Origin of the sequence: Pseudoalteromonas sp. 13-15 (assembly GCF_001468205.2) — a bacterium.
Taxonomy (GTDB): Bacteria; Pseudomonadota; Gammaproteobacteria; order Enterobacterales; family Alteromonadaceae; genus Pseudoalteromonas; species Pseudoalteromonas marina.
Window position 1 is genome coordinate 287066 of the sequence record NZ_CP019162.1, and the last position, 15887, is coordinate 302952.

Annotated in this window: 12 protein-coding genes; 11 read left to right on the forward strand and 1 reads right to left on the reverse strand. The window is 39.6% G+C overall.

Features of this window, described 5'->3' with window-relative positions; genetic code table 11:
- Positions 1-112: 112 nt before the first annotated feature.
- On the forward strand, positions 113-379 hold the full coding sequence (locus tag ATS72_RS01480; protein ID WP_010558061.1) for a DksA/TraR family C4-type zinc finger protein: 267 nt from the start codon (positions 113-115) through the stop codon (positions 377-379).
- 49 nt (positions 380-428) lie between these two features.
- On the opposite strand, the gene gloA is transcribed toward ATS72_RS01480, so the two are convergent.
- The gene (gene gloA, locus ATS72_RS01485) at positions 429-815 is read right to left on the reverse strand and encodes a lactoylglutathione lyase (RefSeq protein WP_058428639.1); all 387 of its coding nucleotides are present in this window, start codon (positions 813-815) and stop codon (positions 429-431) included.
- A gap of 727 nt (positions 816-1542) precedes the next feature.
- Between gloA and ATS72_RS01490 the strand changes: the two genes are divergently transcribed.
- From ATS72_RS01490 to ATS72_RS01535, 10 genes are all read left to right on the forward strand, one after another.
- Positions 1543-2421: an NAD(P)-dependent oxidoreductase gene (locus ATS72_RS01490; RefSeq protein ID WP_008131457.1), complete on the forward strand. Its 879-nt coding sequence runs from the start codon at positions 1543-1545 to the stop codon at positions 2419-2421.
- Between the two features lie 145 nt (positions 2422-2566).
- A complete protein-coding gene (locus ATS72_RS01495; protein ID WP_058429164.1) occupies positions 2567-4825 on the forward strand; it encodes a polysaccharide lyase 6 family protein in 2259 nt (752 codons plus the stop codon).
- Between the two features lie 4 nt (positions 4826-4829).
- Positions 4830-7043 carry a heparinase II/III domain-containing protein gene (locus ATS72_RS01500; protein WP_058428640.1) on the forward strand — a complete coding sequence of 738 codons (2214 nt, stop codon included), beginning with the start codon at positions 4830-4832 and terminating at the stop codon, positions 7041-7043.
- An 11-nt stretch (positions 7044-7054) separates the two neighbouring features.
- Positions 7055-7399: a cupin domain-containing protein gene (locus ATS72_RS01505; RefSeq protein ID WP_006794594.1), complete on the forward strand. Its 345-nt coding sequence runs from the start codon at positions 7055-7057 to the stop codon at positions 7397-7399.
- 2 nt (positions 7400-7401) lie between these two features.
- On the forward strand, positions 7402-8709 hold the full coding sequence (locus ATS72_RS01510; protein ID WP_006794595.1) for an MFS transporter: 1308 nt from the start codon (positions 7402-7404) through the stop codon (positions 8707-8709).
- Between the two features lie 71 nt (positions 8710-8780).
- Complete coding sequence (locus ATS72_RS01515; protein WP_058428641.1) at positions 8781-9713, forward strand: sugar kinase; 933 nt, start codon at positions 8781-8783, stop codon at positions 9711-9713.
- Positions 9714-9769: 56 nt separating this feature from the next.
- Complete coding sequence (gene eda / locus ATS72_RS01520; RefSeq protein ID WP_058428642.1) at positions 9770-10387, forward strand: bifunctional 4-hydroxy-2-oxoglutarate aldolase/2-dehydro-3-deoxy-phosphogluconate aldolase; 618 nt, start codon at positions 9770-9772, stop codon at positions 10385-10387.
- A 14-nt stretch (positions 10388-10401) separates the two neighbouring features.
- On the forward strand, positions 10402-11484 hold the full coding sequence (gene fbaA / locus ATS72_RS01525) for a class II fructose-bisphosphate aldolase (RefSeq protein ID WP_058428643.1): 1083 nt from the start codon (positions 10402-10404) through the stop codon (positions 11482-11484).
- Complete coding sequence (locus tag ATS72_RS01530; protein ID WP_010558054.1) at positions 11481-12446, forward strand: class 1 fructose-bisphosphatase; 966 nt, start codon at positions 11481-11483, stop codon at positions 12444-12446. The genes fbaA and ATS72_RS01530 overlap by 4 nt, the downstream gene beginning before the upstream one ends.
- 434 nt (positions 12447-12880) lie before the next feature.
- Positions 12881-15616: a hypothetical protein gene (locus tag ATS72_RS01535; protein WP_058428644.1), complete on the forward strand. Its 2736-nt coding sequence runs from the start codon at positions 12881-12883 to the stop codon at positions 15614-15616.
- Positions 15617-15887 lie beyond the last annotated feature (271 nt).

A 15887-nucleotide genomic window follows, 5' to 3' on the forward strand; every position in this document is an offset into this window, starting at 1 on the left:
GGTATGATAAAGCAGCTTTTTAGCTGCTTTAATTTTATCTCTTCTCTATTCAGGGCTTATAAATATTTTACTTGTTAACCTATATAAAACTTCCAGAAAAAGAGGAGGATTTATGGCAAGTGGATGGGCGCGAGATGGCGCAATTCAAGAGCAAATAGATGCAAGTGTTAACGATGCAGTACAATATGCAAGAAGAAACTTAATCACTGGAGCTAGTGCTGAGATTTGCGATGAGTGTGACGAGAAAATACCACAAGCAAGAAGGCTAGCATTACCAGGCGTACGCTACTGCATTTCATGCCAAGCAGAATTAGAAGGACTACCAAGCAATTCTAACGCGTTCAATCGCCGTGGTAGTAAAGATAGTCAACTACGATAAAGGTGCCAAAGGCACCTTTTTTTATGGGTAAAATACCACGCGTTATTATTTATGATTTTTTCTGAATAAGCTCAATTGCATACCCATCAGGGTCTTTAACGAATGCAATTTGGGTTGTCCCACCTTTAACTGGGCCGGGTTCTCTACTTATATTTCCACCTGCAGCTTTTATGTCATCGCACGCTTTGTATATGTCTTCAAATTCAATTGCGATGTGCCCGTAGGCGTCTCCTAAGCTGTAACTACTTTGATCCCAGTTGTATGTTAGCTCAAGGACGGTTGTATCTTTTTCGTCGCCATAGCCTATAAAGGCCAACGTGTACCGGTACTCTTCGTTTTCAGAGCGACGTAGCTCTTTCATACCAAGAACATGCGTGTAAAACGCAATGGATTTTTCTAAATCTTTAACGCGAAGCATAGTGTGTAATAAGCGCATGTAAGTAACCTTAAACTTTATTTGAATGTCGTCGGCCTTTCATTCAGACGTTTTGAAATACGTTTTTTATAGAAGGCGAATTGCTTTGTTAGTTTGAGATTATATGAGGGCAGCACATGTTTATTACAACCAATAAAACGTCCATTTAGTATTTAAGTATGAATAAATAAAACATTATTATTTATATGTGAGTTAACAACTTAAATTAATTACCAATTTTAAATAAAAATACGACTGGTCAGCCAATTTTTACGCTTATTGGTCAACCTGTCACTGAAAGTTTATTTTAATATTATTTAACAATGCTTTTACACGAAGAGTTAGGTTATGGTTTTTATCTTATTGTAATTGTTGGGTATTTTTATTTCTATTAGCATTTGGTTGTAACTGGCTAATTTACAAAAAGTAACTTATTGGTTGACAATAAACGCATTTGGTCATAATGTTTGTGCATACCAATTGGTAACCTCGTTAACGTTGTTACTAAATGGGTTAGCAATCAATCAGAGTTACACTAAATTTTAAATTTAAATAAGAGCATAAAAAATGCAAAACCAATGAAAATTTGGTTCAACATTTTTACTTTCATAAAGCACAAAAGACTTATTTATTTAACTAAATATAGTGGCTCTACTGAATTAAATAAAAGACAGAGCGTACCTATTTTATGGGGTAAATCATTACTCATTATCATAAAAGTTTGCGCCATCATATCTAGGAGTTTTTCATGTCAAAACCTGTAATCGGTTTCATCGGTCTAGGCCTTATGGGCGGCAATATGGCCGAAAATTTACAAAACAAAGGCTATGAGCTGATTGTTATGGATTTAAGCAAAGATGCAGTTGCTGCATGTGTTGCTCGAGGCGCAAAAACAGCAAGCACGGCGAAAGAACTTGCTTCAGGTGCAGATATTGTAATGCTTTGTCTAACAACTTCAGCTGTTGTTGAAAAAATTGTTTACGCAGATGATGGTATTTTAGCTGGGATCAAAGAAGGCGCAGTGCTTGTGGACTTCGGTACATCGATACCATCTTCAACTAAAAAAATTGGTGCTGACTTAGCTGCTAAGGGTGCTGGTATGATTGACGCGCCATTAGGTCGTACACCTGCACATGCCAAAGATGGTTTATTAAATATTATGGCGTCTGGCGATATGGCGACCTTTAATAAAGTGAAATCTGTATTAGAAGACCAAGGCGAGAACGTTTTTCACTTAGGTGATTTAGGCGCTGGCCACACAACTAAGTTAATCAATAACTTTATGGGAATGACGACTGTATGTGCTATGTCACAAGCGTTTGCTGTTGCAGAGCTTGCAGGTGTAGACCGCCAGCAATTGTTCGACATAATGTCTACTGGTCCGTCAAACTCCCCGTTTATGCATTTTTGTAAAAACTACGCGGTTGATAATGTAAGCGACTTGGGTTTTTCTATCGCCAATGCAAATAAAGACTTAGGCTATTTTTTACAAATGGTTGAAGATTTAGGCACTCAATCAAAAATTGCTGAAGGTTCGTCTGCTAACTTACAAGCTGCATTTGACGCAGGTATGGGTCAAGGCAACGTGCCAGAGATATTTGATTACTTCAAAAAACTAGAAAAGTAATTCTTTTCTAGCTTTAAAGCGCTTTAAGCTTATGACTTAAAGCGCTTCAACACACATGACACCAATTGACTTAAGTCTTTATGTATTGTCAGTCTATTTAACCCTGATAGCGCATTTACTTAGTCACAACGAAAAAGAGTTAACTATGCGTTTGATTAATACAATAAAGCTTAGTCTAGTTCTCATCGGTTGCCTATCAACACACATAGCGGCCAAAGATTATTTTGTAGAGGACCAACAGGCTTTCAACGATATTGCAGCAAACCTACTTGCAGGCGATAAAGTTATTCTTAAAAATGGAACTTGGTCTGATTTTGAAATTTTATTACAGGGCCAGGGTAAAAAAAATGCACCTATTACGTTAACAGCTGAAACACATGGCAGCGTTATTTTATCAGGCCAATCTAATCTTCGTCTTGCGGGTCAATATCTTGAAGTGTCGGGTTTAGTTTTTAAAGATGGCTATACACCCAGTTCTGCAGTAATTGAGTTTCGTCGTGATAAAAAAGAGTTAGCTTACCACTCACGTGTTACCAACGTTGTGATCGACAATTACAATAATCCAGATAAGCGAGAGTCAGATTACTGGGTAGCGCTATACGGCCAACACAATAGGTTTGACCACAGTCACCTAGTGGGAAAAAGAAATAAAGGTGTGACAGTCGCTGTTCGATTAAATACTCCTCAAAGCCAACAAAATCATCACAAAATTGATAATAATTATTTTGGCTACCGTCCTACATTTGGATCTAATGGTGGCGAAACACTACGTATAGGTACAAGTCATTATTCTTTAACTGACTCGTATACCTTGGTTGAAAACAACTACTTTGAACGCACTAATGGTGAAGTTGAAATAATATCTGTTAAGTCAGGTAAAAATACCCTTAAGAATAATTTGTTTTATGAAGCTCGAGGCACATTAACGCTACGCCACGGCAATGGTAATCTAATAGAAGAAAACGTATTTATTGGTAATGGTGTTGATCATACTGGCGGTATTCGCGTAATCAACAAAGACCAAATCATTAAAAATAACTACCTAGAAGGGTTAACTGGCTACCGCTTCGGGAGTGGTTTCACTGTGATGAATGGCGTACCTAATTCATCAATTAATCGCTACCATCAGGTAGAAAACGCCACAATCGAAAATAATACATTCGTAAATGTACGTCATATACAGCTCGCGGCAGGAAGTGATGCTGAACGCAGTGCAGTCCCAATAAACAGCACAATGAGCAACAATTTGATTGTAAATCAAGGTGGTAATCAGCCATTTACAACATTTGACGACGTGACTGGTTTAGTCCTTAGTAATAATGCTGCCAATACCAACGTGTTAGATGAGCTAGCTTATGGTGTAGAAAAGCAAGATATAAAGCTAAAAAAAGCCAAAAATGGATTATTTTACCCAATATCTAAAAAGTTAAATGTAGGCGTTAGACGCAACTTAAAAGTATTACAAAAAGAAGAAGTAGGTGTAAGTTGGTATCCTAAAACACCTGCATTAACAGCATTTGATTCGGGCAAAACAATCAATGTTAAAGCGGGTGCAGATGCTTTATTAAATGCTATCGAAAATGCTAATACAGGTGATGTATTGGTATTGGCACCTGGTCAATACGATATTTCTAAATTAGTAAAAATAAACAAAACACTTACCATAAAGGCAAAGAAAGAAGGCCAATCGAAGCTTACATTTCAACGTTCTACCTTATTTGAAATTCATGATGGCGGCAGCTTAAAAATTGATGGTTTATCAATTTCAGGTGAGAACGCCCCTGACGCCATTGGTAACAGTGTGGTTCGTACACAAAAGTGGGGAATGATAGAAAATTACCGCTTTGAAATGACAAATACAGAAATCAATGCATTAGATATTAATCATTCATTTCATTTTTTCGTCACTGGTAAAGGGGCTATGGCCGATACCGTTGTATTAAATAATAATACATTTAATGAAATTACGGGTGATGTATTACGCCTAAATACAGAAATCGAAGACTTAGGTGTTTACAACGCAGAGTACGTGACGGTTACGGGCAATAGCTTTAAAAATGTAAAAGGTAGTTTAGTAAAGCTCTACCGAGGCGGATCTGACGAGAGTACATTTGGCCCTCATTTTGAGATGAAAAATAATACGCTTAACAATGTTGGCCTTGGTAAACGCAATAAAGAAAAAGCCAGTATTTATGTTCATGGTGTGCAGGTTACTAATATTGAAAATAACGAGTTCACTAATTCTGCACCCATAGTCGTTGAGCATACTGTTGGCGAGCCAATCACAAAAGTATTAAAAAATACATTTAAAGAAACACCCGCCCCAAGTGTAAAAGAGCTAAGAGTTGAAGGTCCGCATACCGCAATTCTTGAAAATAACAACGTGATAAATGAGGGGCAGTAAACTGATGAATTTTTTTAAACGAACAACACACATAAAAGCCGCTTTTTTAGGTTTATTTTCATTGTTACTGTCATCAGTCGCCAGTGCTGGGTCACATCCAAACCTTGTAATCACAATTGACGATGTAAAGCTCATGCGCCAAGCAATAAAGGGTGAGGGGCAGTTTGTAACGGCGTATAACGATTTAAAAGCGCAAGTAGATGAGCAAATAAAGCAGCCTATCACGGTGCCAGTACCAAAAGATGGTGGGGGCGGATATACGCACGAACGCCATAAAAAGAACTATCAGGTAATGTACAACGCGGGGATTATTTATCAATTAAGCGAAGACGATAAATATGCTGCTTATGTTCGCGACATGCTGCTTGAATACGCAGCTCTTTATCCAACACTTGACGTTCATCCAAAGCGTAAAGTTAAATCACAAAACCCTGGCAAGCTATTTTGGCAAAGCCTGAATGAAGCTATGTGGCTTGTTTATACCATACAAGCTTACGACCTTATTTATGATTCATTAAGCGCCGCACAGGTAAAAGTAATAGAGGATGATTTAATACGCCCTGTTTCATTGTTTACATCAGAGGGTCAACCGTCAACGTTTAATAAAGTACACAATCATGGTACATGGGCCACGGCTGGTGTAGGTATGGCAGGTTATGTATTAGACGAGCCAGAGTGGGTGGAAAAATCGCTATATGACCTAGACAAGTCGGGTAAAGGTGGCTTTATTAAGCAATTAGAAATGCTGTTTTCACCACAAGGCTACTACAACGAAGGGCCGTATTATCAGCGTTTTGCATTATTGCCATTTGTTACGTTTGCTAAAGCAATAGAGAATAACGAGCCGCAACGTAATATTTTTGAATACCGCGATGGTGTGCTACTCAAAGCGATTGATACCACTATTCAACTTAGCTACAACGGTTTATTCTTCCCAATTAATGACGCTATAAAAAGTAAAGGTATCGAGACTATTGAGCTGGTTCATGGCGTTACAGCAGCTTATGGGCTAACAAACGACACCGGTTATTTAGATATTGCGAAAAAACAAAACCAAACAATTTTATCTGGCGATGGCTTGAAAGTAGCTCAAGCGCTAGACAATCAAATGCAAACACCTTACGAGTTTAGATCTGTAGCGTTTGGTGATGGTAATGATGGTAAGCAAGGCGCGCTTGTGGTTATGAGAACGCAAGTAGGTGGTGATCAAGCTGTTTTATTTAAACCTGCGGCACAAGGTTTAGGCCATGGCCATTTTGATAAATTGACTTGGCAGTTTTATGATCGAGGTAACGAAATTGTATCTGACTATGGCGCGGCTCGTTTTTTAAACGTTGAAGCTAAGTTTGGTGGTCGTTATCTTCCAGAAAATGAAACCTACGCCAAGCATACCGTTGCACACAATACAGTTGTGGTAGATGAAACATCTCATTTCAATGCTAATGTAAAAGTGGGGAACAACAATCACCCAACACTAAATTACTTCACTACCAATGAGTTTGGTACTGTGGCAAACGGTTCAATTAGCTCGGCTTACAAAAACGTAGAGCTAGAGCGAACCCTTGCTTTAATAAACTTACCAGAGCTTGAGAGTACTATCACATTAGATATTTTTAATGCCAATGCCAATGCCAAGTCTAAACATCAATTTGATTTACCCCTTCACTATAAAGGGCAGCTCATTGACACAAGTTTTGACTTAAAAGCGAATGCATCACAGCTATCTGCATTAGGCAGTAATAATGGTTACCAGCATTTATGGCTTAAAGCACAAGCGACACCTCAAAATGGCCTTGCTAAGGTGACATGGCTAAATGATAACGGACGCTTTTATACGCAAACAAGTTTAGTTTCGGGTGATGAAGAATTCTTGTTTACTCAAATTGGTGCAAACGATCCACACTTTAATTTGCGTAATGAAAATGGCTTTATTCGTCGCGTAGAAGATCAAAAACAGCATACGTTTGTATCTATCTTAGAGCCTCACGGTGAATATAACCCTAGTAAAGAATATACCCTAGAGGCTGTTAGCCGTGTGTCAGCTGCCAACTATATCGAGCAGGGTAATTTATTGCTCGTGCATTTAATCATTAAGAACAAAGCCTATTTAGTCGCTATTAATAAAGCGCACAGCAAAGCAAGCAACACATTCACATTTAAAAATAAGTCATTCACCTTAAACGACCGACTTGGCGTTTATGCGTTGAAGAATAATTAGGAGTAATTAGGATGCAAAAGCAAAGTGCACATTTTTCATTTGGTGACAAAACTGAAATTGAAGATTTAGGCAATGGTTTAAAGCGTCAAATGTTAGGTTTTAACGAAGAGCTTATGGCCGTTAAAATTTGGTTTGAAAAAGGCGCAATTGGTTATAACCATGCCCATAGACACTCACAAGTAACCTATGTAGTTGAAGGTGAATTTCACTTTAACATTGACGGCGTCACTGAAATTTTAAGACCCGGTGACAGCTGTTTTATTCCCCCGTTTGCAGATCATGGCGCTACATGCCCAACAGGTGGTATTTTAATCGATACTTTTAGTCCAGCTCGTGAAGACTTTCTTGAGGAATAATTATGCAACTTAAAGGCTTACGCTGGTGGGTTATTGCGTTAATCGCGTTAGCAACCATCATTAATTATATCGACCGCCAAGCACTTAGTGTGCTTTGGCCGGATATTGTAGAAGAAATGTTCCCTGATGAATCAGCATTAGAACGTAAACAAATATACGCAAATATTTCCATCGTGTTTGTGTTTGCCTACGCATTTGGCCAAGCTATTTTTGGTAAAATATTTGACTGGGTGGGCACCCGTTTTGGTTTTGTTTTATCAATTGGTGTGTGGTCGTTGGCAACCATTGCGCATGCATTTGCACAAGGTGTTTTAAGCCTGAGTATTTTTCGTGCCATTTTAGGGGTAGCTGAAGCCGGTAACTGGCCAGGCGCTGCCAAGGGAAACGCTGAGTGGTTCCCAACTAAAGAACGCGCACTCGCACAGGGTATTTTTAACTCTGGTGCTGCAATTGGTGGCATTATCGCTATTCCTCTAATCGCTTACTTAACAGTGTATTTTAGCTGGCAAATGGTGTTTGTTTTTGTAGGTGCCTTGGGTTTTCTATGGTTAGTTCCATGGTTAATTTTAGTAAAAGCGCCACCAGGTTCTCACCCTTGGATAAGCGAAGAAGAGCGCGAGTACATTTTAACAGGTCAAAGACGTGTTGATGACAACGGCGATGTAACAGGCGAAGATGAAGAAGAATATAACCCTTCTACTGGCGAGTTGCTTTCACGTAAACAAAGCTGGGGTGTAATTATAGCTTCTGCGGCGATTGACCCAATCTGGTGGTTATTCGTTTTCTGGATCCCTATTTATCTAAACGAAGTGTATGCCATGGATGTTAAATCTATTGGTATATATGGCTGGGTTCCTTATGTAGGCGCAATGTTTGGTGCATGGTTTGGTGGTCTACTTGCTCAAAATAGACTTAAATCAGGTTGGAATACTGACAAAACACGCAAGCTCACTATTACACTTGGTTGTTTAATCATGCTTCCTGCATTACTGGCTATGGCTAACCCAGGTGGACCAACAACAGCTGTTCTTATCATGGCCGTTATTTTGTTTGGCTTTCAAACAGCTATTGGTAATGTTCAAACTTTACCAAGTGACTTGCTGGGTAAAAAAGCGGTAGGTACTTTATCTGGTTTTTCTGGCATGGCTGCAAAACTAGGTGCGGTAGGTCTTACGTCACTTGTACCAATATTAACCGCTGATGGTAATTATGCTCCGGCATTCATAATTGGTGCATCACTTGCCATAATAGCAATGGCTGCAGTGTGGATTTTAATCCCTAAAATTGAACCTCTTAAAAAGCCTGATTAATCTGCTTCAACTGCTATGCCAACACGGTAGTGCTTGTGCATAGCAGTTAGTTACAAAGGATACTTTCAAAAATGAATACTATTTATTTTATGGGTGAATGCATGGTAGAGCTCAGGGCTATGAGCGCTGCTACGTTACATCAATCTTTTGCAGGCGATGTATATAATTCAGCGGTATATTTGAAACGCTGTTTTCCTGAAGTAAGCACATCTGTAATTACGGCTTTAGGGCAAGACAACCTAAGTAAAAAAATGCGCGAACGCTTTGAAAGTGAACAGCTTGATACACAGTATGTATTTAGCCACGAAAGCAAAGTGCCCGGCATGTACTACATTGAGACAGATGAGCACGGCGAGCGAAGCTTTATTTATTGGCGAAGTGATTCTGCGGCTAAAAAAACAGTTGAGTTTTTAAATGCCGAGTGCGTTGACCAATTATGCCAAGGTGATATGTTTTTCTTCTCAGGGATTTCTTTAGCCATCATAGATAAAACATCACGAGATCAATTCTGGAAGGTTTTAGAGCAACTAAAAAGTGCTGGGGTTAAAATTGTATTTGATCCTAACTACCGAGCTCGTTTATGGGACAGTGTAGAGGATACTAAAGTGCAGTATCATTTAGCATTTAGTCTTGCAGATATAACTCTCCCAGGAGTTGAAGACCTAACAACATTATATGATGTTCACAGCGTTGAGGCGGTAATAGAGTACTTAAAGCCATATCAAATTAATGAGGTTGTGGTTAAAAATGGTCCAGAATCTGTTATTACACAACAAAACAAAACACTTCAAAGCCACACAATAATACCTGTCACCACAGTGGTAGATACAACGTCAGCAGGCGATGCCTTTAATGGTGTTTATTTAGGCGCTCGACTTTCAGGTAAGTCAATTGCGACAGCAGTTCAACTTGGCGCTAAAGCAGCCGGAGCTGTGATTCAACAACCGGGTGCAATTGCACCAAAAGATGTTTTTCAACATGCAATGGTTGAAGCTGGTATCTAATAAAATTTAAGGCCTCCATACCCCGGCCAAACTACTTAAAATAAAGGAACAACGTTATGACTCGCTTTTCTGAACTTATGTCAGGGCAAACTCTGCTACCTATAATTCAAGCTGATACCCCAGAGCAGGGTGTTCAAATTGCAAAAGCTATGGCTAAAGCAGGCCTTACTTTGGTTGAAGTTGTGCTAAGAACAGACGCCTCAATTGATGCTTTAAAAGCGATTAAAGAGCAAGTCCCAGAGCTTAAAGTTGGCGCAGGTACCGTTATTAACGAAGCTACTTTACAGCAAGCAATTGAAGCAGGTTCTGATTTTATTGTAACCCCAGCGGTATCTCCTAAATTACTAACTGCACTAACAAAGTGTGGTGTTCCTGTTTTACCCGGCGTATCAAATACCGGTGATATTCTAATGGCGCTAGAGTATGGCTTTGAGGAGCAAAAATTATTCCCTGCATCGCTAGCAGGAGGGGCTCCGTTTGTGTCGGCTGTATCGAGTGTATTTAGAGCGGTTAGCTTTTGCCCAACGGGTGGGGTAAGTGAAAGTAACAAAATGGATTATCTTTCTTTAAATAACGTATTTGCTGTAGGTGGTACATGGGTTGCTAAAAAGGAATGGGTTGCACAAGAAAACTGGCAAGCTATTACAGACTCTTGTATTCAAGCAATAAAATAGCAGGGAGTGCTAAAATGAACGATTTATCTCAAACTATTTTACCTGGCGTAATAGTGGGTGACGAGGTAAGTGCAATATATAACCATGCGCGTGCTAACCAGTATGCGCTGCCAGCTGTAAATGTAGTTAGCACAACCTCAATTAATGCAACTCTTGAGGCCGCGAAAGAAATGAAGTCACCTGTTATTATTCAGCTTTCAAATGGTGGTGCACAGTTTTTTTGTGGTAAAGGCCTCTCATTACCAGAACAACAAGGTGCAGTACTTGGTGCGGTGAGCGCAGCTAGGTATGTACATAGTGTTGCGGCGCACTACGAGATCCCCGTTATGCTTCATACCGATCACGCAGCCAAAAAATTATTACCATGGATTGATGGCTTGTTGGATGAGGGTGAAAGGCATTTTAGATTGACAGGTAAGCCGTTGTTTAGCTCACACATGATCGATTTATCTGAAGAGCCGCTAGAAGAGAACATAGAGATATGTGAGCGCTACTTAGCACGCATGGCTAAAATAGGGATGACACTAGAAATTGAGCTTGGTTGTACAGGCGGAGAAGAAGACGGTGTTGATAATTCTCACCTTGATAGCTCAGCGCTTTATACTCAGCCAGAAGATGTTGCTTACGCTTATGAACGCTTAAGTGCTATTAGTCCTAATTTTATCATTGCCGCTTCTTTTGGCAACGTGCATGGTGTTTATAAACCAGGAAATGTTGTCCTTACGCCTACTATTTTAAAAGACTCACAAGCATATGTAGCGAAAAAATTTAACTTACCGAGTAATTCAATTAACTTTGTATTTCATGGTGGCAGTGGTTCAGAGGAAGAAAAAATTGCAGAGTCATTAACGTATGGTGTAGTTAAAATGAACATTGATACCGATACGCAGTGGGCATGTTGGAACGGTGTTTTAGATTACTACAACAGCAACGAGGCCTACCTACAAGGTCAAATTGGTAACCCTAACGGTGATGATAAACCTAACAAAAAGTACTATGACCCACGCGTGTGGCTTCGTCACTCTGAGCAGCATATGGTAACAAGACTTATCCAGTGCTTTAAAGATCTTAATTGTGTAAATCGGTATAGCTTATGAAAAGACTCAATACAGTATTAAAAGAAGATGGTGTAAGAACGGATCTAATTTTACTTATCCGTACTATTTTAGCCACAAGTAAAGAGATTGCGTTTAGGGTTGGTCAAGGTGAACTTGCAGGTGTTTTGGGTTCCACAATGAATGAAAACATTCAGGGTGAAGTTCAAAAAAAACTAGACATAATTGCCAACCAATTACTTAAAGATATTCTTCTTGACGACAGCTCTGTAAGAACCGTTGCCTCTGAAGAAGAAGATCATGCGGTTGGTGGCCACCCTGAAGGCACTTTTATTGTTGCTTTTGATCCACTCGATGGCTCTTCTAATATCGATGTAAATGGTCAAATAGGCACAATATTCACTATTTATTTGGCAAGAGACGACGTACCTTTTGACAGTGATGAGCAGTTTAACCAACCGGGTGTAAGCCAAGTGTGTGCAGGCTATGTATTATATGGCCCTTCATCATTGCTCGTAATGACCACCGGTGGGCCAACACGTTGTTATACCCTTGACTCAACACATGGTGGGTATTTACTCACTAATCCACAACTACAAATTCCTTCGCAAAGCCGAGAGTTTGCCGTAAATATGGCAAATTATCGTTACTGGGATGAGCCTACACAAGTGTACTTTGACAAGTTGCTTTACACATCTGAAAGCTTTGAAAAAAGCTCAATCCGATGGAATGCGGCAATGGTAGGTGATGTACACCGGATATTATGTCGCGGTGGCTTATTTTTATACCCACAGGATAAACGCGTTGGTAATGACAATGGCAAAATTAGGCTTTTATATGAAGCCAACCCGCTTGCAATGCTCGTAGAAAATGCGGGAGGCAAAGCCACATCGCGTGGCGCTCGAATTTTAGATATAACTCCTGACGATTTACATCAACGAGTTCCCGTTACTTTAGGCTCGATTGAACCCGTTGATTATTTTAACAACTCAGCGCTAAGCTAATTCGATACCCTTCACTTCGGTTATTTAGTAACAGAGAAAGCTTTTCTCTGTTACTTTCCTTTTCAACTAATTACTCATCTTCTTGTTCTAGCAATTCTATTAATACGCTCATTAGTTAAATAGTCATTTGTATTTTAGTGTCATTATTGTAAAGCCAATTGGTAAAAATTTATTTTTTGTCAATGCTGATTTTTGTACATTTATGCATCCTTTAAATAGGTTGGTGGGTTACTTATGTGCCTTGTATAGGTAAAAAGGTACATTGACATCAGTAAATAAGCTGGAAATATCATTTCTATTGTGGTTATATGACCAAGTTGGTTAACAAATTATTTTCAAATAAAGTAAATTTGGTAACAACTAATATGATTATTTGGTAACACACACAATAGCTGGCCAAATATTTAACCTATAAAATGGAGAATAGAGGCATCATGAATTTAAAACACTTTGCACTATGCGCTATTGCAGCGGCAATAGTTGGTTGTGACACTGACGCAAACAACAATGACAACGAACTGGGCTCTATTGCTCTGTCAGGAACAGCCACAAGCGGTCAAACATTAACAACAAACGTGTCAGATCCTGATGGTATATCAGGAACTGTTTCTTATTTTTGGTATGCAGATAACGAAGTAATAGAAGGCGCTAATAGCGCATCGTTTACACTTACGGACGATCAAATTGGTTTAGCTATCACAGCTCAAGCTAAATACACTGATGATGGTGGTGTTAACGAGTCACATATTTCAGATCCGACCGCTGACGTAGCAGCCATTGCATTTCCAGCAAGCGTAACAATAACAGGTGATGCACTTATCGGGTCAGAGCTGACCGCGAATGTTGAAGACGAAAATGGTTTTGATAGTTTAACAGTTGTATACGAGTGGTTGGCGGATGACGTAGTAATTGAGGGAGAAGTTCTTTCGTCACTCATGCTTAATGAAGCACAGTTTAATAGCGTGATCACCGTTACAGCATCGTTTGAAGACGATCGTGGGTTTGCTGAGTCAGTGACGTCTGTTGGCACTGCGCCTGTTGCGCGTGTTAATGCGCAAGGTGATGTAGCAATTAGTGGCACACCCACAGTGGGTAATACGCTTAGTGCTGATATTACTGATATGGATGGTGTATCTGGAGAAGTCACTTATCAATGGTTTGCTGACGATGAAGAAATAGTTGGTGCAACCCAAAGCGAATATATTGTAGAGGCTGCTTTAATTGGGCAAGCTGTATCGGTACAAGTGACTTATACAGATGACAATGGTTTTGTAGAAGATAATACATCAGAAAAAACAATTCCCGTATCGGCTGTTGCGGTTGATGAAGCGGGAAGTATTACAATTATAGGCACATCACCTTACTTAGTTAGCGGTGAATTAACAGCGCAACTAACAGATAATAATGGTATTGAAGAAACAAATGTTACCTATAGCTGGTTTGCCGATGACGTTGAAGTAGCCGATACAAACAGTAATACGTTTTCACCTGCGGCATATGCGGGTGCAATTATATCTGTGAGTGCTTCTTACACCGATAACGACGGATTTGAGGGTTCTGTAAGTGGCTCACTAGAGACGGTAATTTATTCCCAACTTGTTAGCTCACCAACAGAGCTACTAAGTGCGGTAAGTGGCGGCCTTGCTGATGGTGATGTTGTTGGCCTTAATACCGGTGTTTACGCTGATATGGATGAAGTTTTACTCACCAGTGGTGTAACGCTTCGCGCTGTTGAAGAACAAACGCCAGTTATTAGTGGCGAAGTATGTATTCACGTTGCTTCAGGTGTAGAAGGTGCAGCGCTAACAGGCCTTACGTTTAAAAATATAGATACAAAATCAGGCTCATTTTGTGAAACCCAAGAAAGTGCAATTATTTATTCTGAAGGGAATAACTTCGAGTTTACTCAAAACACAATGGATGGCGATGAAGCCGAGTTAAATAATTCGACTTACCACTGGTTAATGATCAAAGGCACGGGCGCGCTAATTGAGCGAAATACATTTAGTAATCGTGATAATGCTGAAAATGGCTCCGTTATTAAAATTGCTTCATCAGGCAGCGACCATGTTGTTCAATACAATTTATTTAGTGGCACCAGTGCGAATCCAAATTTTGGTAACTCAAGCCTTCATTTAATTAATGCGGGTAGTACTACCGGTTCAGATGCAGCTGACGATGCAAACTTTACTATTCAATATAATCGAGTAGAAAACTTTGTAACCGGTCGTCGTTTAATGCGTGTGCAAACATCGGGTGCAACTATCAAAGGTAACACTGTGGTTAACCCTAATGGCGGGATTTCACTAGAAGATGGTGGTTTTAATAACGTGACAGACAACGTTATTATTCGTACTACTGATATTGCAAGCTCGAGCGATCGTCCTGCTGGTGTGCTAATTACACCGCTAGGCCACACAGTTAGTAACAACTACATTGCAGGTATTCGTTCTGGTAATAAAGAGGCTGGTGGAATTGTATTTACTGCAAATCCATTCTCTCAAGCTGATGGTGGTATACCAAACTCAGGCAACCAAGCTGTATTAGATGCGGCGGGTGACTTCACATTAACGGTAACTAACAACACCGTTTTGAACTCTCAGCAACCAATCGTGTTTAGTACTGAAATAGGTTCTCGTGCCCCTGTGGGTGATTGTGATGAACTTACAGTGGATAATGCTCCTGTACTCTATGGCTTAACTAAAAATGCATTTGTCATAAACTTTGATGGAAACCTCATTGCTAATGGCTTAGGTGATCAAACTGATGCAGATACCATTGAAAGTAGCGCCTTAACACAAGGATTATTCTATCCAAATACGCTTGATAGCGACCATGCTTTTGAATACGACTGTGATTTAATCAAGCATGATACATCAGTATTAAGCAACAACTTTGGTTACATGGATAGCCGTGTATCTGGTGATACAAGTGGCGATTGGGTTGCAATCAGAAACCTAAATGGTAACGGCTCATTTGATACCGATGGCGCTATTGATCAAGACCCAGCTGCAAACGGTAAAGAAATACTTGAATATGTATTCGCAGCAAGCACATTACTTGAAACCGACCCAGCAGGTTTACAAGCTGTGGCAGGTGCAAAAGGGCTTTACTACATTCAAGCAAGTGATGTAGGTGTTGGCTCAACATGGGTTGTTAATAACGACTAACCTAAGTAAACACTCTTAATTAAAAAGCCCCTTTTTTGGGGTTTTTTATGCCTGTGAGTAAAATATGACCGAAAAATGCGTTTGCTTTTCTAATTATTTTTCATTATAACGCCGCCTGACCCCTTGGTAATACTGGTTTGTTAAAATTGGTATGTTAATTGGTAATGCTTTGGTTGTAAAATTGGTTGATCATCCGTGGTTACTTGAGTATATTAACAACAGTTGTCACATAACTTATACAGATGAATAACAAGTCAACACACAACAATCA